General features: G+C 40.0%; 22 protein-coding genes, 1 rRNA gene and 1 riboswitch. Of the genes, 20 read left to right on the forward strand and 3 right to left on the reverse strand.

The window, feature by feature from the left end:
- A 5S ribosomal RNA gene (gene rrf, locus AC1FXZ_RS16635) occupies positions 1-116 on the forward strand.
- Between the two features lie 256 nt (positions 117-372).
- On the forward strand, positions 373-597 hold the full coding sequence (locus tag AC1FXZ_RS16640) for a hypothetical protein (RefSeq protein ID WP_480055681.1): 225 nt from the start codon (positions 373-375) through the stop codon (positions 595-597).
- 54 nt (positions 598-651) lie between these two features.
- On the opposite strand, the gene AC1FXZ_RS16645 is transcribed toward AC1FXZ_RS16640, so the two are convergent.
- Positions 652-786: a hypothetical protein gene (locus AC1FXZ_RS16645; protein WP_480055683.1), complete on the reverse strand. Its 135-nt coding sequence runs from the start codon at positions 784-786 to the stop codon at positions 652-654.
- A gap of 188 nt (positions 787-974) precedes the next feature.
- Here AC1FXZ_RS16645 and AC1FXZ_RS16650 point away from each other — a divergent pair, with 188 nt between their 5' ends.
- The 15 genes from AC1FXZ_RS16650 (at position 975) to purD (ending at position 15,980) form a co-directional block, all read left to right on the forward strand.
- Positions 975-2,072 (forward strand): type III polyketide synthase, encoded by a 1,098-nt coding sequence (locus AC1FXZ_RS16650; RefSeq protein WP_480055685.1) that lies wholly within the window; start codon positions 975-977, stop codon positions 2,070-2,072.
- The gene (locus AC1FXZ_RS16655; RefSeq protein WP_480055687.1) at positions 2,072-2,632 is read left to right on the forward strand and encodes an isoprenylcysteine carboxyl methyltransferase family protein; all 561 of its coding nucleotides are present in this window, start codon (positions 2,072-2,074) and stop codon (positions 2,630-2,632) included. Before AC1FXZ_RS16650 ends, AC1FXZ_RS16655 begins: the two co-directional genes overlap by 1 nt.
- A 90-nt stretch (positions 2,633-2,722) precedes the next feature.
- A complete protein-coding gene (locus tag AC1FXZ_RS16660) occupies positions 2,723-2,932 on the forward strand; it encodes an NETI motif-containing protein (protein ID WP_480055689.1) in 210 nt (69 codons plus the stop codon).
- A gap of 76 nt (positions 2,933-3,008) precedes the next feature.
- A riboswitch (purine riboswitch) is annotated at positions 3,009-3,110 on the forward strand.
- 142 nt (positions 3,111-3,252) lie between these two features.
- The gene (gene purE, locus AC1FXZ_RS16665) at positions 3,253-3,738 is read left to right on the forward strand and encodes a 5-(carboxyamino)imidazole ribonucleotide mutase (RefSeq protein WP_480055691.1); all 486 of its coding nucleotides are present in this window, start codon (positions 3,253-3,255) and stop codon (positions 3,736-3,738) included.
- Positions 3,735-4,865, forward strand: coding sequence for a 5-(carboxyamino)imidazole ribonucleotide synthase (gene purK, locus AC1FXZ_RS16670; protein WP_480055693.1), 1,131 nt, complete (start codon positions 3,735-3,737; stop codon positions 4,863-4,865). Before purE ends, purK begins: the two co-directional genes overlap by 4 nt.
- 41 nt (positions 4,866-4,906) lie before the next feature.
- Positions 4,907-6,205, forward strand: a complete 1,299-nt coding sequence (purB, locus tag AC1FXZ_RS16675) for an adenylosuccinate lyase (protein WP_480055695.1) — start codon at positions 4,907-4,909, stop codon at positions 6,203-6,205.
- 75 nt (positions 6,206-6,280) lie between these two features.
- Entirely contained in the window at positions 6,281-7,003 is a 723-nt protein-coding gene (gene purC, locus AC1FXZ_RS16680; protein ID WP_480055697.1) for a phosphoribosylaminoimidazolesuccinocarboxamide synthase, read from the forward strand.
- Positions 6,991-7,242, forward strand: a complete 252-nt coding sequence (gene purS / locus AC1FXZ_RS16685; RefSeq protein ID WP_480055699.1) for a phosphoribosylformylglycinamidine synthase subunit PurS — start codon at positions 6,991-6,993, stop codon at positions 7,240-7,242. Before purC ends, purS begins: the two co-directional genes overlap by 13 nt.
- Positions 7,239-7,922 carry a phosphoribosylformylglycinamidine synthase subunit PurQ gene (gene purQ, locus AC1FXZ_RS16690; protein ID WP_480055701.1) on the forward strand — a complete coding sequence of 228 codons (684 nt, stop codon included), beginning with the start codon at positions 7,239-7,241 and terminating at the stop codon, positions 7,920-7,922. Before purS ends, purQ begins: the two co-directional genes overlap by 4 nt.
- Positions 7,906-10,131 carry a phosphoribosylformylglycinamidine synthase subunit PurL gene (gene purL / locus AC1FXZ_RS16695; RefSeq protein WP_480055703.1) on the forward strand — a complete coding sequence of 742 codons (2,226 nt, stop codon included), beginning with the start codon at positions 7,906-7,908 and terminating at the stop codon, positions 10,129-10,131. Before purQ ends, purL begins: the two co-directional genes overlap by 17 nt.
- Positions 10,107-11,519: an amidophosphoribosyltransferase gene (gene purF / locus AC1FXZ_RS16700; protein ID WP_480055705.1), complete on the forward strand. Its 1,413-nt coding sequence runs from the start codon at positions 10,107-10,109 to the stop codon at positions 11,517-11,519. Before purL ends, purF begins: the two co-directional genes overlap by 25 nt.
- A 20-nt stretch (positions 11,520-11,539) precedes the next feature.
- Positions 11,540-12,574: a phosphoribosylformylglycinamidine cyclo-ligase gene (gene purM, locus AC1FXZ_RS16705; protein ID WP_480055707.1), complete on the forward strand. Its 1,035-nt coding sequence runs from the start codon at positions 11,540-11,542 to the stop codon at positions 12,572-12,574.
- Positions 12,574-13,155 (forward strand): phosphoribosylglycinamide formyltransferase, encoded by a 582-nt coding sequence (gene purN, locus AC1FXZ_RS16710; RefSeq protein ID WP_480055709.1) that lies wholly within the window; start codon positions 12,574-12,576, stop codon positions 13,153-13,155. Before purM ends, purN begins: the two co-directional genes overlap by 1 nt.
- The gene (purH, locus tag AC1FXZ_RS16715) at positions 13,155-14,690 is read left to right on the forward strand and encodes a bifunctional phosphoribosylaminoimidazolecarboxamide formyltransferase/IMP cyclohydrolase (RefSeq protein WP_480056062.1); all 1,536 of its coding nucleotides are present in this window, start codon (positions 13,155-13,157) and stop codon (positions 14,688-14,690) included. Before purN ends, purH begins: the two co-directional genes overlap by 1 nt.
- Before the next feature lie 18 nt (positions 14,691-14,708).
- Positions 14,709-15,980: a phosphoribosylamine--glycine ligase gene (gene purD, locus AC1FXZ_RS16720; RefSeq protein WP_480055711.1), complete on the forward strand. Its 1,272-nt coding sequence runs from the start codon at positions 14,709-14,711 to the stop codon at positions 15,978-15,980.
- On the opposite strand, the gene AC1FXZ_RS16725 is transcribed toward purD, so the two are convergent.
- Positions 15,955-16,065, reverse strand: coding sequence for an EYxxD motif small membrane protein (locus tag AC1FXZ_RS16725; protein ID WP_480055713.1), 111 nt, complete (start codon positions 16,063-16,065; stop codon positions 15,955-15,957). The two genes, purD and AC1FXZ_RS16725, sit on opposite strands and share 26 nt — an antisense overlap.
- 162 nt (positions 16,066-16,227) lie before the next feature.
- Positions 16,228-16,494 carry a YgaP family membrane protein gene (locus AC1FXZ_RS16730; protein WP_480055715.1) on the reverse strand — a complete coding sequence of 89 codons (267 nt, stop codon included), beginning with the start codon at positions 16,492-16,494 and terminating at the stop codon, positions 16,228-16,230.
- A 132-nt stretch (positions 16,495-16,626) separates the two neighbouring features.
- Between AC1FXZ_RS16730 and AC1FXZ_RS16735 the strand changes: the two genes are divergently transcribed.
- Genes AC1FXZ_RS16735 through AC1FXZ_RS16745 form a run of 3 tightly spaced genes read left to right on the forward strand, consistent with a single transcriptional unit; the run spans position 16,627 to position 19,801 of the window.
- A complete protein-coding gene (locus AC1FXZ_RS16735; RefSeq protein ID WP_480055717.1) occupies positions 16,627-18,366 on the forward strand; it encodes an adenine deaminase C-terminal domain-containing protein in 1,740 nt (579 codons plus the stop codon).
- Positions 18,367-18,426: 60 nt separating this feature from the next.
- Complete coding sequence (locus AC1FXZ_RS16740; protein ID WP_480055719.1) at positions 18,427-19,461, forward strand: DUF3048 domain-containing protein; 1,035 nt, start codon at positions 18,427-18,429, stop codon at positions 19,459-19,461.
- 28 nt (positions 19,462-19,489) lie between these two features.
- Positions 19,490-19,801 carry a YerC/YecD family TrpR-related protein gene (locus AC1FXZ_RS16745; RefSeq protein ID WP_480055721.1) on the forward strand — a complete coding sequence of 104 codons (312 nt, stop codon included), beginning with the start codon at positions 19,490-19,492 and terminating at the stop codon, positions 19,799-19,801.
- The last annotated feature ends 36 nt before the right edge of the window (positions 19,802-19,837 follow it).

Raw genomic sequence — 19,837 nt, forward strand, 5'->3', positions numbered from 1 at the left:
TCTGGTGGCGATAGCGAAGAGGTCACACCCGTTCCCATGCCGAACACGGTCGTTAAGCTCTTTTGCGCCGATGGTAGTTGGGGGCTTCCCCCTGTGAGAGTAGGACGTTGCCAGGCAGTAAAACACAATCCAATAGGGTTGTGTTTTTTTATGTGCATAAATTTTACGCTCAAAAGGTTGAAGACCTGCAGACTGAAGGAGCAGCATCTTCTTTGAATGAGTGGATGGATAAATCGTGAGAAAGCATCTTGAAATGCGTCAGATCCAAGAAGCAACTGACTCAATACAAATATGTTCGATAAAATGTATAAACAATTACCTAAAGTAAACTCTAACTAAATAATAAACTCAATGTTTACTGGAGGGAAAATGATGCCATATGAACTGAAAAATATGATTATCGATGACGGATTTGATCTAGAAGAAGTGGTGACGGTTGATTTTACTTACGGTAATCAAGATTACAGCATTACTTTTAACAAAGCTGACCTTGAAATTTTAAATATGTGGGTTTTCCAAGGAAGTACGTCGTTGCCGGCAAAAGTACCGGAAGATATCATCGAATCATTAAGAGACGTTATTAAAACAAAGATCTAGTCTTAGTAAAGGACTAGATCTTTTTTACGTTATTAATTCTATACAATGGCAACCTTAATTTGCATTACGAGGAGGCTTGTTCGTAGGATGAATGGCTTTCTCTACATCCTCTGCTGCAATCACACGGTCTACTGTGTTACTAGTTGGCTTTCCCTTTTGACTATACCCTTTTTCGCGTTTTTGGCTCATTTTTACACCCCCTTCAACTTTTCCTTCTTTGTTAAGATGAGTTATTGGGTAGCATGTTATTCAAGCTTAAGATATAGATGATTTCTTGAACCGATAATAGAACCGGAACAAACCCTTTATAACTGTGCATGATTAACCAATAAGTGGTGAACCTAACAGTATATTACTAAGTAAGGTGGGTGCATCTGATGCCTTCAATTATTTCTATTAGTACATATAATCTTCCTTATACACTAAAGCAAGAGGAAACAACAGATTTTGCCAGAGAACTGTTTAATGAAAGTTTTCAAGATATTGAACGCTTATTAAAAGTATTTGCCAATGGTCAAATCGATGAGCGCCAGTTTGCTGTTCCGATGAAATGGTTTGAAACAGACCATTCTCTACAAGAAAAAAATGATTTATACATTGAGCTTGCAACGACTTTTTCAGTTGAGGTTATAAAGAGTTGTCTTACTAATCCATTGTTTATGAAGGATCATGTTGCAGCAAATGAAATTGATGCGATCATTCTTGTATCGAGTTCGGGAATGTCCACGCCGAGTTTAGATGCTAGGATCATGAATGTTCTTCCTTTTTCAGCTCATACAAAAAGAATTCCAATATGGGGGCTTGGATGTGCTGGTGGGGCTGCTGGAGTAAGTCGTGCTTTTGAGTTTTGCAAAGCTTTCCCAAAACAAAATGTATTAGTAGTCTGTGTAGAGCTATGCAGTTTAACGTTTCAGAGAAATGATCATTCAAAAAGTAATCTTGTAGGAACCTCATTATTTGCTGATGGAGTTGCATGTGCACTCGTAGCTGGAGATCAATCCGAGCTTTTAGCCCAAGTTAGCCGGGATCACTGTCCAACGATTATCTCAACACAATCCACATTAATGCCAAACTCTGAAGATGTAATGGGGTGGGATGTGAAAGATTCTGGTCTTCATGTCGTTTTTTCAAGAGATATTCCTTCAATTATTGATGAATGGTTAGGGCCGAACGTCGGTAGTTTCCTTGAGGAAAATGAGCTCCAAATGGATCGAATTTCTTCCTTTATTGCTCACCCCGGTGGAAAAAAGGTGTTAGATGCTTACACTAAGGCGTTAGGGCTTGATGATCAAATGATCAATGTTTCCAAAGAGATATTAAGAAAACATGGGAATATGTCATCACCAACAATCTTATATGTGCTTGAAAACTTCATGCTGCAAAAGCACGATCACGATGACCTTGGTTTAATGGCGGCATTAGGTCCAGGCTTTTGTTCTGAGTTAGTACTACTACAATGGAAGGAGATAAAGTGATGGTATTGGTTTACTTTTTTATTGGAATTGTGATTGTACAGAGACTTGTTGAAGTGTTAATTGCTAATCGCAATGCTAAGTGGATCATCAATCGAGGAGGATATGAAGTTGGGAAGGAACATTATAAGTACATTGTTGGATTGCACGTTTTCTTTTTCATATCATTACTATTTGAAATAGCTATTAGTAATAGAAGTTTTGTTATATGGGCAATTATTCCTTTGTTCATATTTCTAATAGCTCAAGCAGGAAGAATTTGGGCATTGACATCGTTAGGGAAGTTTTGGAATACCAAAATTATGATTCTACCTGGCGCTAAAGTTGTTGCAAAGGGCCCTTACCGCTTTCTTCGTCACCCGAATTATACAATTGTCGTAACTGAAATTGCGTGTCTTCCATTGATCTTTCAAGCATATTGGACAGCGATTATTTTTACAGTAGCCAATGCGATTGTCCTCTCTACAAGAATTCGAATGGAAGAAAGAGCACTAGAAGACGCTACTAATTACCAGGACATATTCGAGAAACGTCGTCGATTCATCCCAACTTACGAAGATTAGTTACTACTCCTTGTGAACTTATCCTTGATTATAGTTAAAATAGAACGATATGATAATAGAACGAATAATTACAAAAATGGAGGGGTAAATTTGTCCAAAAAAAGAAAAGAACGGTTTGAAGTACAAGAATCAGAAACAATCGAAGCTTGTTTGGAGCGTATGAAAAGAGAAGGATATCAACCAATAAGACGTATGGAAAAGCCGATATTTAAAGAAGAAACGGTAAATTCAAATAAGGAATATGTCCCGATTCGACAGAAAATTATCTTTGAAGGAGTTTTAGTAGAAAGCGAACGATAGAAACTAATGGAATTTTATTGTTCGACATTTTGTTGACAGTAGCGTGTGTTACTTGTAAGATATAGCTATAAGATTGAACGAAAAACGAAATAAGCCTCATATAATCTTGGAAATATGGTCCATAAGTTTCTACCCGACTGCCGTAAAAAGTCGGACTATGAGGGAAAGTGGGAGGTACTGAGAAGTTAATCTCAGTATCGATTAACAAGCGTAGAAATGCTTCCTTTCTCTCAAGTAAATGAGTAGATCAAGAAAGTTGTTCTGCGCTTTTTTGTGCAGTTGAATAGAGATAGAGATAAACAGTATGGAGGAGAGAAACAATGAATCCAAAAATTGGTGTAATAATGGGGAGTACTTCTGATTGGGACACGATGAAAGCAGCTTGTGATGTGCTTGATGAATTGGAAATTGCTTATGAAAAGAAAGTAGTTTCTGCTCACCGAACTCCTGATTTAATGTTTCAATATGCCGAAGAGGCTAGAGAAAAAGGGTTAAAAGCTATTATTGCTGGAGCAGGTGGAGCAGCTCATCTTCCAGGGATGGTTGCAGCAAAAACAACTTTACCTGTTATAGGAGTTCCTGTTCAATCAAAGGCATTACAAGGTCTTGATTCTCTCCTTTCTATTGTACAAATGCCAGGAGGAGTTCCAGTAGCAACGGTTGCTATTGGGAAAGCAGGAGCGACAAATGCTGGCTTACTTGCTGCACAAGTACTAGGAGCTTATGAATCTGAAGTGGCTGATAGATTAGAAGCTAGAAGAGAAAAAACGAAACAAGCTGTATTAGAAAGTAGTGATCAACTATGAATCAAGTGCTGAAACCGGGAGCGACAATTGGGATCATTGGTGGTGGACAGCTTGGAAGAATGATGGCAACGGCAGCAAAGCAAATGGGCTATCGAATTGCTGTCCTCGAACCAATGGAAGATTCTCCGTGTGGTCAAGTTGCCGATATTGTTATTGAAGCGAAATACGACGATGAAACAGGTGCTAAAAGGCTCGCTGAAGTATCGGATGTAATCACCTATGAATTTGAAAATATTGATGAAACAACAGCAAAGTGGCTTACGGAACAAGCTGATTTTCCTCAAGGGGCTAAGGTATTAGGAATTACTCAACATCGGTTAAAGGAAAAGAAAGCAATTCAAGCACTTGGTATTCCGGTTGCTCCATTTCATGCGATTCGTTCATTAGATGATATAAATGAGGCTGCCGAACAATTGGGGTTCCCAGCAGTGTTGAAAACGTGTCAAGGTGGCTATGACGGTAAAGGCCAAAAGGTTGTTCATGATCTTGAGCAACTTAAAGAGGGTGCCAAAGACTTACTTGTAAGTGGGGAATGTGTGCTTGAAGCGTGGATTCCTTTTGCTTTAGAACTTTCTGTTATTGTTACAAGATCTAGAAATGGCGAAACAGCAGTGTTTCCTGTGTCAGAGAATGAACATAAAGAAAACATCCTTTTTCGTTCTCATGTCCCAGCAAGAATTAATGAAGAAGTATGTGAACAAGCAAAACAAATTGCGCTCAAAATTGTAACAGGCTTAGATGTTGTTGGAACACTAGCTGTTGAACTTTTCATGCTTGAGGACGGTACGTTATATGCCAATGAGTTGGCTCCGAGACCTCACAATTCAGGGCATTATACAATTGAAGCTTGTAAGACTTCTCAATTTGAACAGCATATTCGAGCTGTGTGTGGTTTGCCACTAGGGTCAACAGAATTGTGGTCACCAGTTGTAATGGAAAATATTTTAGGTGAAGATCTCGAATGTGTTCTAAATACAGTCTCTGAGTTAGCTGATGTGAAACTTCATCTCTATGGGAAAAAAGAGGCAAAGGTGAAAAGGAAGATGGGTCATCTCACGGCAACTGCAAAGACAGTGGAAGAGGCTTGTCAAAAGGTTGAGCGACTAAAACAAGTAAAGGTACTTTAATAGCAGGAAAAGTCAGAGAAACAAGTGGAGGTTGTTTATAGATGATCGAACGTTATACACGCCCTGAAATGGGAGCAATTTGGACAGAAGAAAACAAATATCAGGCATGGTTGGAAGTGGAGATTGTCGCTTGCGAAGCGTGGGCAGAACTTGGAGATATTCCGAAAGAAGATGTTGAAAAGATTCGTGAAAAGGCAAGCTTTGATATTAACCGTATTCTTGAGATTGAACAAGAAACACGCCATGATGTAGTTGCTTTTACACGTGCTGTATCTGAAACACTTGGTGAGGAAAGAAAATGGGTTCATTACGGATTAACGTCTACAGATGTCGTTGACACAGCATTATCTTACTTATTAAAGCAAGCGAATGAAATTTTGCTAGCAGACATTGAGCGCTTTATTAAAATTTTAGAAGAGAAAGCGAAAGAACATAAGAACACAGTAATGATGGGGCGTACACATGGTGTACATGCTGAACCGACTACTTTCGGTTTGAAGTTAGCTTTATGGTATGAAGAAATGAAGCGAAACTTAGAGCGTTTCAAACAAGCAGCTGAAGGAGTGCGAGTTGGAAAACTATCAGGAGCAGTTGGAACGTTTGCAAACATTGATCCTTCTATTGAAAAATATGTGTGTGAGAAGCTAGGACTTGAAGCAGCACCAATCTCAACACAAACGTTGCAACGTGATCGCCATGCAGATTACTTAGCTGCATTAGCATTAATTGCTACGTCAATTGAAAAGTTCGCTGTTGAAATTCGTGGTTTGCAAAAAAGTGAAACAAGAGAAGTGGAAGAGTTCTTTGCAAAAGGTCAAAAAGGATCATCAGCAATGCCTCATAAGCGTAATCCAATTGGGTCTGAAAACATGACAGGTTTAGCACGTGTTGTTCGTGGATATATGATGACAGCCTATGAAAATGTTCCATTATGGCATGAACGCGACATTTCTCATTCATCAGCTGAGCGAATTATCCTGCCTGATGCAACAATTGCATTGAACTATATGTTAAATCGCTTTGGTAACATCGTTAAAAACTTAACGGTCTTCCCAGAAAACATGAAGCGTAATATGACTCGCACATACGGATTAATCTACTCACAACGCGTTCTTCTATCGCTAATTAACAAAGGAATGGTTCGTGAAGAAGCTTATGATCTTGTTCAACCGAAGACAATGGAAGCATGGGAGAAAGGCGTCCAATTCCGTGAGTTAGTTGAAGCAGAAGACAAAATTACAAATGTTCTAACTCCCAATGAGATTGAAGAATGCTTCAACTATGAGCACCATCTTAAGCACGTAGATACAATTTTTACAAGAGTAGGACTTGAAAGATAAAAGAAAAACATAAAAGAGGGTTCATCCCTCCTTTAAATAGAATATTCCAATATTTCAGTATGTGGAGGGCTGTCCATGAAAAAAGGCGTCTTGCTATATGAGGGTAAAGCCAAGCAAATCTATCAAACGATGAATGAAGATGAGCTTTGGGTAAAATATAAAGATGATGCAACGGCATTTAACGGTGAGAAAAAAGAGACTCTTGAAGGGAAAGCAAGATTAAACAATGAGATTACGACGTTAATCTTTTCTTACTTGCAAGAAAATGGAATCGAAAGCCATTTCATTAAGCGGCTTTCGGAAACCGAACAACTTGTAAAAAAAGTTGAGATTGTCCCTCTTGAAGTGGTCGTGCGAAACGTAATAGCCGGTAGTATGGCAAAGCGTCTCGGTATTGAGGAAGGCACAGAACTTGAGCAACCATTTGTTGAATTTTATTACAAAGATGATGCGCTCGGGGATCCTCTTGTTACGGAAGATCATATTGAAGTTCTTCAGGCAGCATCAACTAGTGATATATCAGTTTTAAAAGAGAAAGCATTAGAAGTAAATAAACATCTGATTCACTTATTTGACAATATGAATATTCGTTTAGTTGATTTCAAACTAGAGTTTGGCCGAACAAATGAAGGTGAACTTTTACTAGCAGATGAAATCTCTCCAGATACTTGTCGTCTATGGGATAAGGAAACGAATCAACGTTTTGATAAAGATATATTTAGAAGAAATTTAGGAAACTTACAAGAAGGTTACCAAGAAATTTTATCACGCTTAGGAGGCGCATCATGTACAAAGTAAAAGTTTATGTTACGTTACGAGAAAGTGTATTAGATCCACAAGGAGGAGCTGTAAAACGTGCACTTCATACAATGGACTACAAAGAAGTAGAAGAAGTTCGTATCGGAAAATATATGGAGTTAACGTTGAACAATACAGATAATGTTGAACAACGTATTGATGAGATGTGTTCAAAATTATTAGCTAATACAGTGATTGAAGATTATCGTTATGAAATTGAGGAGGTTGTTCCTTCATGAAGTTTGCGGTAATTGTATTTCCTGGCTCAAACTGTGATTCAGATATGTACTTTGCGATTCAGGATGCCCTACAAGAAGAGGTAGAGTACGTTCGTTATGATGAGACATCTCTAGATGGTTTCGATGGAGTTCTCTTACCTGGAGGCTTCTCATATGGTGACTATCTACGTACCGGTGCGATTGCATGTTTCTCTCCTATCATGGATGCAGTGAAAAAGTTCGCAGAAGAGGGAAAGCCTGTACTTGGAGTTTGTAATGGATTTCAGATGTTACTAGAATTAGGTTTGCTTCCTGGTGCTATGAAGCGAAATGATGGATTGAAGTTCATTTGTCGCCCAGTTGATCTTGTTGTTGCGAACAATGAAACGATGTTTACTGGTGCTTACAGCAAAGGTGAAGTGATTTCAGTCCCGGTTGCTCATGGTGAAGGGAACTATGAATGTGATGAACAAACATTAAAAACGTTAGAAGAAAACAACCAAGTTGTGTTTAGATATGCTGAACCGATCAATGGTTCAAAAGGTGATATTGCTGGGATTATTAATGAAGAAGGAAATGTACTAGGAATGATGCCACATCCTGAACGCGCAGTAGAATCGTTACTAGGCAGTGCAGATGGCTTATGTTTATTTCAATCGATCGTACGAAATTGGAGGGAATCTCATGTCACTACTTCTTGAACCAACAGCTGAGCGTGTGAAAGAGGAGAAGCTTTATAAGGAAATGGGTTTAACTGATGAAGAGTTTGCAATGGTTGAAGACATTCTAGGTCGCACACCAAATTATACGGAAACAGGTCTTTTCTCCGTAATGTGGTCTGAACATTGTAGCTATAAAAATTCAAAAGTTCTTTTGAAAAAGTTCCCTACAGAAGGAGAGCGTGTCTTGCAAGGACCTGGAGAAGGAGCGGGGATTATTGATATCGGTGATGAACAAGCAGTAGTGTTTAAAGTTGAAAGTCATAACCACCCTTCTGCTATCGAGCCGTACCAAGGTGCTGCAACTGGTGTTGGAGGTATTCTCCGTGATGTGTTCTCAATGGGAGCCCGTCCAATTTCGTTACTAAACTCCTTACGTTTTGGGGAGTTAACATCTCCTCGTGTACGTTATTTATTTGAAGAGGTTGTAGCAGGAATTGCTGGGTACGGTAACTGCATGGGAGTTCCAACAGTAGGAGGAGAAATCCAATTTGATCCTTGTTATGAAGGAAATCCACTTGTAAATGCAATGTGTGTTGGCTTAATCGATCATAAAGATATTCAAAAAGGTCAAGCAAAAGGTGTTGGCAACACGGTTATGTATGTTGGAGCAAGTACGGGACGTGACGGAATCCACGGAGCAACATTTGCATCTGAGGAGCTTGGTGAAGATTCGGATGAAAAACGTCCAGCTGTTCAAGTTGGAGATCCTTTTATGGAGAAGCTTTTGCTTGAAGCTTGTTTAGAACTTATTCAAAATGATGCTCTTGTTGGAATTCAAGATATGGGTGCTGCTGGTCTTACATCTTCTTCAGCTGAGATGGCAAGTAAGGCTGGGTCTGGGATTGAAATGAATCTAGATTTAGTTCCACAGCGTGAGCAAGGCATGACGCCGTATGAGATGATGTTGTCTGAATCCCAAGAGCGTATGTTAATCGTCGTGAAAAAAGGTCGTGAACAAGAAATTAAAGAGATTTTTGATCGCTGGGGATTGCTATCTGCTGAGGTTGGTCATGTAACGGATGATAAGCGCTTGCGTCTTCTTCATAAAGGAGAAGTTGTGGCAGACCTTCCAGTTGATGCACTAGCAGAGGAGGCTCCTGTTTATCATAAGCCATCAAGCGTTCCAGCTTATTATGAGAAGTTCCAACAGCTAGAAGAGAAAACTCCAGTTGTTGAAGATTATAAAGAAACACTACTTAAATTATTAGCCCAGCCTACGATTGCTAGTAAGGAATGGGTTTACGATCAATATGATTACATGGTGCAAACTAACACAGTAGTTGAGCCAGGTTCTGATGCAGCTGTTGTCCGAATTCGTGGTACAAGAAAAGCACTTGCAATGACAACGGATTGTAACTCCCGCTACCTATACTTAGACCCAGAAGTCGGTGGTCAAATTGCGATTGCAGAAGCTGCTAGAAACGTTGTTTGTTCTGGTGGGGTTCCACTTGGATTAACAGATGGATTGAACTATGGAAGTCCGGATAAGCCTGAAATCTTCTGGCAACTTGAGAAATCAACTGATGGAATGAGTGAGGCTTGCCGTGTTCTTGAAACTCCAGTTATCGGTGGTAACGTATCGCTTTATAATGAGACAGCAGGAGAAGCAATTTATCCAACTCCGGTCATAGGGATGGTTGGTCTTGTTGAAGACATTGACCATATTACGACTCAAAGCTTTAAGCAAGCAGGAGATGTGATCTACCTTGTTGGCGAGACGAAGCCAGAGTTTGGTGGAAGTGAATTACAGAAGCTAGTCGAGGGCGAAATTTCAGGGAAAGCTCCGACGCTAGATTTAGAATTAGAAAAGAGATTGCAAAAGCAACTCTTAACAGCGATTCGTTCTGGTTTAGTTGCATCAGCACATGATGTTGCAGAAGGTGGCGTTGCAGTCGGATTAGCTGAATGTATGACATCTGGAGAAATTGGCGCGAGTGTTACGCTATCTGGTGATAAGACAGCAGCATTGTTTGCTGAATCTCAAACTCGTTTTATCGTAACAGTTTCTAGTGAAAAAGCAGCGCAATTTGAACAGCTAGTTTCTGCTACAAAAATCGGTGAGGTAACGGACACAAAAGCTCTTCAAATAAAAACAAGTGAAGAAGAGATCATCCTCGAAGTATCTCAGGATGAAATTGTTAAGGCTTGGAAAGGAGCCATTCCATGTTTGCTGAAATCAAAGGCCTAAATGAAGAATGTGGTGTGTTTGCAATCTGGGGACATAAGGATGCTGCTCATCTTACTTATTACGGTCTTCACAGCTTACAACATCGTGGCCAAGAGGGGGCTGGGGTTGTTGTATCCGATGGAGCGCAATTAAAGGTTCATAAAGGATTAGGACTTGTGAATGATGTTTTTAGTCCTGATGATTTTGCCGAGCTATCTGGTCATGCTGCGATTGGCCATGTTCGTTATGCAACGGCAGGTGGAGGGGGATTTGCCAATGTGCAACCCCTTCTCTTCCGTTCGCAGCTAGGGAGCTTAGCTATTGCTCATAATGGTAATTTAGTGAATGCTAATAGTGTAAAGCATCAACTAGAAAGTCAGGGGAGTATATTTCAATCGACTTCTGATACAGAAGTGATCGCTCATCTGATTAAACGTAGTGGATACAATACACTTGAAGGACAGCTAAGGAATGCACTAGAAATGTTAAAAGGTGCCTATGCTTTAGCTGTTTTAAATGAAAAGCAATTATTGGTTGCGCTAGATCCAAATGGATTACGTCCCCTTTCAATTGGTAGACTTGGTGATGCTTATGTCGTTGCCTCGGAAACATGTGCATTTGATTTGATTGGTGCTACGTATGAGCGAGAAGTGGAGCCTGGTGAACTTATCATTATAGATGATAATGGATTACGTTCAACAAGATTTTCTGGTTCTGCAACAAGAGCGATCTGTAGTATGGAATATGTATACTTTGCCCGCCCTGACAGTAATGTCGATGAAATTAATGTTCATACATCTAGAAAGAATTTAGGGAAGCAATTAGCAATTGAATCTCCTGTAGAAGCTGACGTCGTAACTGGTGTACCTGATTCAAGTATTTCTGCAGCAATCGGTTATGCAGAACAAACAGGCATTCCTTATGAGTTAGGGATGATCAAGAATCGTTATGTAGGACGTACATTTATCCAGCCTTCTCAAGAATTACGTGAGCAAGGTGTGAAGATGAAGCTTTCTGCTGTACGTGGGGTCGTTGAAGGAAAGCGTGTTGTCATGATAGATGATTCGATCGTGCGAGGGACAACAAGTAGAAGAATTGTCAAAATGTTACGAGAAGCAGGAGCAAAAGAGGTGCATGTTCGTATTAGCTCACCTCCAATCAAGAATCCTTGTTTTTATGGAATTGATACATCTAATTCAGGAGAACTAATTGCTGCTAACCATTCGTTAGAAGAAATGCGTGAAATTATGGGAGCCGATTCGCTAGCATTTTTATCTGTAGACGGGTTAAAGACAGGGATCGGCAGGTCTGAGGAAACGTCAAACTGCGGTCAATGTTTAGCATGTTTTACTGGTGAATACCCAACAGAAATTTATCCAGATACATTACATCCATACGCAAAGGTTTAGAGGAGAAGGGAGCAAGAAGAATGTCAGAAGCTTATAAAAAAGCAGGAGTCAGTCTTGAAGCAGGGTATGAAGCAGTAGAGCGAATGAAGAGTCATGTAAATAGAACGCAGCGTTCTGGCGTTATGGGGTCTCTCGGTGGCTTTGGTGGAATGTTTGACCTATCTACATTGGGCCTAAAGGAGCCTGTGCTTGTTTCAGGAACTGATGGAGTGGGGACAAAGCTTATGCTTGCCTTTATGCTAGATCGCCATGATACGATTGGTATTGATGCTGTTGCGATGTGTGTCAATGATATTGTGGTACAAGGAGCAGAGCCTTTATACTTTCTAGATTATATCGCTTGTGGAAAGGCAGTGCCTGAACGCTTAGAAGCAATTGTAAAAGGCGTTGCTGATGGTTGTGAGCAAGCTGGTTGTGCCCTTGTCGGTGGAGAAACGGCAGAAATGCCAGGGATGTATAGTGAAGAGGAATACGATTTAGCTGGATTTTCTGTAGGCGCTGTTGAGAAACAAAAAATCATCACCGGGGAGTCGATTCAACCAGGTGATGTTGTTATTGGGCTTTCTTCGAGTGGTCTTCATAGTAACGGGTTTTCGTTAGTTCGAAAAATCTTTCTTCATGACCACTCTTTTTCATTAACAGATGAGATCCAAGAGTTAGGAAAAACGCTTGGGGAAGAGCTTTTAACTCCTACAAAAATTTATGTTAAACCGTTACTTGCCTGCTTAGAAAACCACACAGTTCGAGGTATGGCTCATATTACCGGTGGTGGTTTTTACGAGAACATCCCACGTATGTTACCGGCTGGGGTTAGTGTGAACATTGAAAACGGAGCATGGCCTGTTCCACCAATTTTCAATCTCTTAAAGAAGTACGGTGAACTAACAGATAAAGAGCTGTTCTCAACATTTAATATGGGAATTGGAATGGTGCTTGTTGTTCCTGAAGAAGAACATAGTGAAGTGCTACGTACGTTAGAAGAAAACGGTGAAACTGCCCATATTATCGGTCGAGTAGAAGAGGGAACTGGCGTAACAATTGGAGGCATTGAGTAATGAAAATTGCGATTTTCGCTTCAGGAAGTGGGACGAATGCTGAATCAATCATTCGCGCAACGAAGAACCAACTTCTGGATGCTGAAGTTGCCCTCATCGTTACCGATAAACGAAAAGCGAAAGTGATTGAAAGAGCAGAGAAGTTTAACGTCCCTGTTTTTATAGCTGATCCTAAAGCATTTGAAACGAAGGTAGCTTTTGAACAAGCGATTTTAGAAGAATTGGCTAAAAAAGAAATTGCATTTATCGTTCTAGCTGGTTATATGCGTCTGGTAGGGCCAACTCTGCTAGAGGCTTTTGAAGGAAGGATGGTTAATATTCATCCTTCTTTACTTCCATCTTTTCCAGGGTTGGATGCGATTGGTCAAGCAATTCAAGCAAAGGTGAAAATTACTGGTGTTACAGTTCATTACGTTGATAAAGGAATGGACACGGGGACGATTATTGCTCAAGAACCAGTTAGAGTTGAATCAAATGATACAGCTGATACACTTCAAAAAAAGGTACAAGAAGTCGAACATACATTGTATCCAAAAACATTACAAACAATTTTTAATAGTATCGAGAGGTCGGATAAATGATGAGTAAAAGAAGAGCATTGGTAAGTGTCTCAAATAAAGAAGGGATTGTAGAATTTGTTCAAGCACTTGTAGATCAAGGGTTTGAAGTAGTTTCAACTGGTGGTACAAAGAAAGCTCTTCAAGAGGCGGGTGTTCCGGTTATCGGGATCTCAGAAGTTACAGGTTTCCCTGAAATCCTAGATGGCAGAGTGAAGACTTTGCACCCGAATATACATAGTGGGCTGCTTGCGATGAGAGAGCGTGAGGAACACCAGCAACAATTAGCAGAACACAATATTTCACCGATTGATCTTGTTGTGGTCAATCTTTATCCGTTTAAAGAGACGATTGCTAAGCCTGACTGTACATTTGCTGATGCTATTGAAAATATAGATATTGGTGGCCCAAGCATGCTTCGTGCAGCAGCGAAAAATCACAATCATGTTACCGTTGTTGTGGATCCTGCTGACTATGCAACAGTGATTGAGGAATTTTCAAATGGAGAGGTCTCTGGGGAAACGAAGCGCCGTTTAGCAGCAAAGGTATTCAGACATACAGCTGCGTATGATGCACTTATCGCGGAGTACTTAACGGAAGCAGTTGGAGAAGAAGAACCAGAAACATTTACAGTTACGTATGAACGAAAACAAGGTTTACGTTATGGTGAGAATCCACATCAAAAGGCAACATTTTATGCGAAGCCATTAGCAGATCAAAGTTCGATTGCGAGCGCAACTCAACTGCATGGTAAAGAGCTTTCTTATAATAATATTCATGATGCAGATGCTGCTCTTGCAATTGTAAAAGAGTTTGAAGAGCCAGCTGTAGTTGCAGTGAAGCATATGAACCCTTGTGGTGTAGGGACAGGTGAGTCCATTGAAGAAGCGTATGGTCGGGCATATGAAGCAGACTCGGTTTCAATTTTTGGTGGAATTGTAGCAGCAAATCGTGAAATTGATGAGGCGACAGCTCTAAAAATGAAAGAAATTTTCCTCGAGATCATTATTGCTCCTGGCTTTACTGAAGAAGCACTTAATGTGTTAAAAACGAAGAAGAACTTACGTTTATTAACAGTGCCGATGGACAAAAAGGAACAACCTGAGGCAATGCTAACATCAATTCACGGAGGCCTTCTTGTTCAAGAGGAAGATCATTTTGGACTTGATAACGCGTCCCTTTCGATTCCAACTGATCGCAAGCCGACAGATGTGGAGTGGGAAGCACTGAAGCTTGCTTGGAAAGTTGTGAAGCATGTGAAGTCTAATGCGATTGTCTTAACAAATGGACAAATGACAGTTGGTGTTGGTGCAGGTCAAATGAATCGGGTCGGTGCCGCTGATATTGCGATCAAACAGGCAAGTGAACGAATTGAAGGTTCTGTTATGGGATCAGATGCTTTCTTCCCAATGGGAGATACTGTTGAACTAGCTGGTAAGGCTGGGGTTACAGCTATTATTCAGCCGGGTGGATCAATCCGCGATGAGGAATCAATTGAAATGGCTAATAAATATGGAATTACAATGGTCATGACAGGAGTTAGACACTTTAAGCACTAAGAGAAGGAGAGATCCATTGTGAAAGTTTTAATTATTGGTAGTGGTGGTCGTGAACATGCAATTGCTTGGAAAGTAGCGCAAAGCCCAAAAGTTACGGAAGTCTTCGTGGCACCAGGAAATGATGGCATGGTTGATGTAGCAACACCTATTCAAATCGCTGAAAATAATTTTGATGACCTTGTGGCATTTGCAAAGGAAGAAGAGATTGGTTTAACGATTGTGGGACCTGAAGTACCGTTGCTTGGAGGAGTCGTTAATCGATTCCAAGAAGAAGGGTTACGTATTTTTGGCCCAAGAAAAGAAGCTGCAATGCTTGAAGGAAGTAAGTCCTTTGCGAAGTCAATTATGAAAAAGTACAATATTCCAACTGGGAGTTATGAGACGTTCACGGACTATGATAAGGCAGTTGCTTATGTGAAAAAAGAAGGTGCTCCTATTGTTATTAAGGCAGACGGCTTAGCAGCTGGTAAAGGTGTTACCGTAGCAATGACAGAAGAAGAAGCTATTCAAGCCCTTTCTTCAATGTTAAATGAGAAAGCGTTTGGTCAGGCAAGTGAGCAAGTTGTTATTGAGGAATACCTTGAAGGCGAAGAGCTTTCATTAATGGCCTTTGTTCATGGTGATACGGTAATACCAATGGTTGGTGCCCAAGACCATAAAAGGGCATTTGATGGAGATCAAGGTCCTAATACCGGTGGAATGGGTGCATACTCACCAGTACCACAGTTTTCAAGTGACGATGTAAGTGAAGCAGTAGAAAAAGTGTTGCAACCAACAGCAGATGCATTAATTAAAGAGGGAACTCCTTTCACTGGTATTTTATATGCGGGTTTGATGATGACATCAGCAGGACCGAAAGTTATTGAATTTAATACACGTTTTGGAGACCCTGAAACACAAGTTGTTTTGCCAAGGTTAAATTCTGATTTAGTAGATGTGTATATTTCCTTATTGGAAGGCAAAACACCTACATTAGAATGGACAGCTGAAGAGATAGTAGGTGTCGTAATTGCGAGTGAAGGCTACCCAGGTTCATATGATAAAGGTACGGTTTTTAATGGACTTGAGAAATTAGCAGACGATATCCTTGTTTTCCATGCGGGAACGAAAAAAGAAGAGGGCAAGTGGAAGACCAATGGCGGCCGTGTCTTACTTGTTGCAGCGAAAAAGCCGTCATTATCTGAAGCGCAACAACGGGTTTATGATCAAGTTGGTGTTATAAGTAAGGATGGGTTATTCTATCGTAAGGATATCGCTAACAAGGCTATTTCGCGCGTTTCTTCCTCATGAAAAAGTAGATGATTGCGACAATACTACCAATAACCATAGCATAAATGAATAATGAATCTGTTGCGTATTCTTGTATGTTAAACATAAGGATTCCTCCTGTTTGAATGATATAGAAAAGAGGTTGTCTGATAAGTCTGACCCCATTGATAATCACACAGTATATCTAGGCGTCTATCGTAAGCGCGTATGAGATATTGTTTTATCTAGGGGTCAAAACTTAGAATAGAGACAGCCTCTTTATAATGGTTTAATTAGTTTGTTCTTGATCGTGGCTTTCATGCTGGTTATTAGTTTGATTTTGCATGTTACCCATTTGTTGTTCAACCAAGTAAGTGAGTGGACAGAACCTCGTTATTCCTTCTGCCACCTTCATACCACCACACATGGCTCCGATAACCGAAGCGGCATCATTTGGCCTTTTAGTTAGCTTTGAAGTAGACAAAGCAAGTACGGTGAAACCTATAGTAATACGACATAATGCATCAACTCGGCTAACATTTGGTTTGATATTCATAAAATGATCCACCTTTCACATGTTTGTCAATCTTCAAACTTTTTTGTTAAAAGATTTAACATTGTAGTGAGATAAAGTACAGTTTTGTGTTACCATTAAAGAAATAGGAATGTAGAAATGGGTGATGACAGGATGCAAGAGAGACTTTACCGCTGGACAAAACAACGATTGCGACAGCAGTTAGCTGTTGTGAAAGGAGAAAAAGCTCCTTCACTTGTCCTCAGAAATGCCAAATATTTGAATTTTGCACGCCGTAAATGGCTTACGGCCAATATATGGATTACAGATGATCGAATCGTATACGTAGGAAACGAAATGCCTTCAGCAGTTACTGATACAGAAATTGTTGAATGTGATAACAAATTGGTTGTACCAGGATATATAGAGCACCATGCTCACCCTTTCCACCTTTATAATCCCCATAGCTTCGCTAAGTATGCGTCGAGCAAAGGAACAACAACCTTAATTAATGATAATATGCTGTTTTTTTTACATCTCGAAAAAAAGAAAGCGCTTTCCTTAATTGAAGCTCTGGATGAATTACCTTCATCAATGTATTGGTGGTCCCGTTATGATCCTCAAACCGAGCTTCGTGATGAGGAACCTTTATCTAACTCAAGAATGAAAGAATGGCTGGAACACCCTCTTGTTGTACAAGGAGGAGAATTAACTTCATGGCCAAAAGTACTAGAAGGCGATGATTCAACACTCCACTTAATGCAGGAAACCACAAGGCTCCGTAAACCGATTGAAGGGCATTTACCAGGTGCCTCTGAAAAAACGTTGGCGCAAATGGCTCTTTTAGGGGTGACATGTGATCACGAGGCGATTACTGGAGAAGAAGTAGTAAGAAGACTTGATTTAGGTTATACGACATCATTACGTCATTCGTCTATACGACCAGATTTACCTAGATTGTTTAAAGAGATAAAAGAGCTTGGTGTAGATTATTATGAGAGATGCCTAATGACGACGGATGGTTCGCCACCTTCATTTTATGAAGATGGAGTAATGGATAAGCTTATTAAGATTGCTTTAGATAGTGGAATCGATCCAATCGATGCTTACTCAATGGTGAGTTATAATGTAGCTAAATATTATCATTTAGATCATAAATTAGGTATGATTGCTCCGGGTCGTATCGCACACCTGAACATCCTTGACGATATTAATAACCCTTTGCCAAGTTCAGTTATTGCCAAAGGGAAATGGATTGTCAGAGATGGCGTAGAAATTGATGAATTTGGGGAATTCCCTTGGGAAAATTACGGAATTGAACCATATAAAGTAGATTGGGATTTACATGTTGATGATCTTCACTTTTCCATGCCACTGGGGATTGAATTGGTCAATACAGTTATTTTAAAGCCATATCAAATTCCAATTGAGGGCACAGATAACATGTTGAGTACAAGTCATGATGAAAGCTTTTTTGTCATGATAGATAAATACGGAAAGTGGCATATCGCCACTATGATAAAAGGGTTTGCAACACATGTGAAAGGGTTTGCAAGTTCTTATTCGCATACAGGGGATATTATTCTAATTGGAAAAGATGTTAAGGATATGGTCACAGCGTTTCAAGCATTAAAAGAGCAAGGTGGAGGAATGGCATTAGTTGAAGATGGTGAAGTGATCGGGAAGATGCAGCTGGAGTTATTTGGGGCATTGTCTACAAAAACAATGAATGGTGTCATGGAAGAAGAGAAGAATTTAGTTTCTATGCTACGGGAGCGTGGCTATAAACTAGAAGATCCGATCAATAGCTTATTCTATCTTTCTTCAACCCACCTGCCGTATATTCGAGTAACCCAAAGAGGAATTTACGATGTTAAAAAGAAAACGGTACTCTTTCCTGCGATTATGCGTTAAACTAAGAGAGAATACTTTTATAGTGTAAAGAGGTAAATCGGTAAAAGGTCGTGTAACGTCATGAAGAAGTTGAAAGTAATAGTTCTAACAGTAACTGCATGTTTACTTGCGGTCGGTTGTAGCAATGATCAAACTACTGAAGATACAGAACCAATTGATGAACTTGAAGAAGTTGAGGAAGAAGAGCTTGAAGAAGCTCCTTCCTATACATATCCTCTTAGTGGAGTTGGCACAGAAGAAGAAAGTAACCATCGCATCATTAGTGTATTAATTAACAATGATCCGGCGGCACGCCCACAATCAGGTTTAAGCCAAGCTGATATTGTCTACGAACTGTTAGCGGAAGGAACGGTAACTCGTTTTGTGGCACTTTACCAAAGTCAATTTCCTGAGCAAATTGGCCCAGTGCGAAGTGCTAGAACTTATCATGTGGACCTAGTCCATGGTTTTGATGGGATGCTTGTGGCGCATGGTTATAGTCCTGAAGCTAGAAGGTTGCTTGAAGAAGGAAAAGTCGACAATATAAATGGAATGGCTTATGACGGATCACTTTTTAAGCGCTCGTCTGATCGTAGGGCACCTCATAACTCCTACACTACTTATGAGGATATTGTGGAAGGTTTTACAACTTTAAAAGGCTATGATATAAAAGGTGACGTACCTTCATTGGATTTTTATGATAATGACGATATATACGTCGTTGGAAGTGAAGCAACAGAGTTTGAAGTCAATTACATGGGCAAGAATCGTATTCAATATGTGTATGATGAGTCTAGTGGTTTCTATGAACGCTTCAACGGAGAGCAACAAACGGTTGAATATCAAACTAATGAACCGGTTTTAATTTCCAATGTGCTAGTATTAGAGACAGAGCATCGAGTTTTAGATGAACAAGGGCGTCGCTCAATTGACTTGACATCTGGTGGAGAGGCAATCCTTTTTCAAAATGGCGTTGCTCATTCTGTAGATTGGGCAAATCGTAATGGACAACTTGTTGCTGTGAGAGATGGCGAACCTGTTAAATTGACCCCAGGGCAGACGTGGGTTAATGTAGTACCATCAACTCCAGGCATTGAAGAAGCTGTACTTTATTAACAACTCTTTTGAAGAAAGGTGTGGACAGATGCAAATAGATAAGTTGCGTGGAAAAGAACTTGATCAACTTTTTAAAGCTATTTTATCTCTTAAAGACCTTGAAGAATGTTATGAGTTTTTTGATGATTTATGTACAATCAATGAAATTCAATCATTAGCTCAACGTCTTGAGGTTGCAAGAATGCTTCAAAATGGTTATACCTACCATAAAATAGAAACGGAAACGGGTGCTAGCACAGCAACCATTTCACGTGTAAAGCGTTGCCTTAATTATGGAAATGACGGTTATAAGATGACATTAGACCGTGTGAAAGCAGAAGAAGTTCAAGTAGAAGAATAGAAAACGATTAGAAAAACAAACCATGATGGTTTGTTT

The organism is Halalkalibacter sp. HAAS-P014 (assembly GCF_056619965.1).

What these genes read in the sequence shown, in the direction of transcription:
- AC1FXZ_RS16655 (WP_480055687.1), top strand. Translation starts at nt 2,072, where the DNA reads ATGGTATTGGTTTACTTTTTTATTGGAATTGTGATTGTACAGAGACTT.
- purB (WP_480055695.1), top strand. Translation starts at nt 4,907, where the DNA reads ATGATCGAACGTTATACACGCCCTGAAATGGGAGCAATTTGGACAGAA.
- purN (WP_480055709.1), top strand. Translation starts at nt 12,574, where the DNA reads ATGAAAATTGCGATTTTCGCTTCAGGAAGTGGGACGAATGCTGAATCA.
- AC1FXZ_RS16745 (WP_480055721.1), top strand. Translation starts at nt 19,490, where the DNA reads ATGCAAATAGATAAGTTGCGTGGAAAAGAACTTGATCAACTTTTTAAA.
- AC1FXZ_RS16730 (WP_480055715.1), bottom strand. Translation starts at nt 16,494, where the DNA reads ATGAATATCAAACCAAATGTTAGCCGAGTTGATGCATTATGTCGTATT.
- AC1FXZ_RS16650 (WP_480055685.1), top strand. Translation starts at nt 975, where the DNA reads ATGCCTTCAATTATTTCTATTAGTACATATAATCTTCCTTATACACTA.
- purL (WP_480055703.1), top strand. Translation starts at nt 7,906, where the DNA reads ATGTCACTACTTCTTGAACCAACAGCTGAGCGTGTGAAAGAGGAGAAG.
- purS (WP_480055699.1), top strand. Translation starts at nt 6,991, where the DNA reads ATGTACAAAGTAAAAGTTTATGTTACGTTACGAGAAAGTGTATTAGAT.
- AC1FXZ_RS16740 (WP_480055719.1), top strand. Translation starts at nt 18,427, where the DNA reads ATGAAGAAGTTGAAAGTAATAGTTCTAACAGTAACTGCATGTTTACTT.
- purQ (WP_480055701.1), top strand. Translation starts at nt 7,239, where the DNA reads ATGAAGTTTGCGGTAATTGTATTTCCTGGCTCAAACTGTGATTCAGAT.
- AC1FXZ_RS16725 (WP_480055713.1), bottom strand. Translation starts at nt 16,065, where the DNA reads ATGTTTAACATACAAGAATACGCAACAGATTCATTATTCATTTATGCT.
- purM (WP_480055707.1), top strand. Translation starts at nt 11,540, where the DNA reads ATGTCAGAAGCTTATAAAAAAGCAGGAGTCAGTCTTGAAGCAGGGTAT.
- AC1FXZ_RS16640 (WP_480055681.1), top strand. Translation starts at nt 373, where the DNA reads ATGCCATATGAACTGAAAAATATGATTATCGATGACGGATTTGATCTA.
- AC1FXZ_RS16645 (WP_480055683.1), bottom strand. Translation starts at nt 786, where the DNA reads ATGAGCCAAAAACGCGAAAAAGGGTATAGTCAAAAGGGAAAGCCAACT.
- purK (WP_480055693.1), top strand. Translation starts at nt 3,735, where the DNA reads ATGAATCAAGTGCTGAAACCGGGAGCGACAATTGGGATCATTGGTGGT.
- purF (WP_480055705.1), top strand. Translation starts at nt 10,107, where the DNA reads ATGTTTGCTGAAATCAAAGGCCTAAATGAAGAATGTGGTGTGTTTGCA.
- purC (WP_480055697.1), top strand. Translation starts at nt 6,281, where the DNA reads ATGAAAAAAGGCGTCTTGCTATATGAGGGTAAAGCCAAGCAAATCTAT.
- purE (WP_480055691.1), top strand. Translation starts at nt 3,253, where the DNA reads ATGAATCCAAAAATTGGTGTAATAATGGGGAGTACTTCTGATTGGGAC.
- AC1FXZ_RS16735 (WP_480055717.1), top strand. Translation starts at nt 16,627, where the DNA reads ATGCAAGAGAGACTTTACCGCTGGACAAAACAACGATTGCGACAGCAG.
- purH (WP_480056062.1), top strand. Translation starts at nt 13,155, where the DNA reads ATGAGTAAAAGAAGAGCATTGGTAAGTGTCTCAAATAAAGAAGGGATT.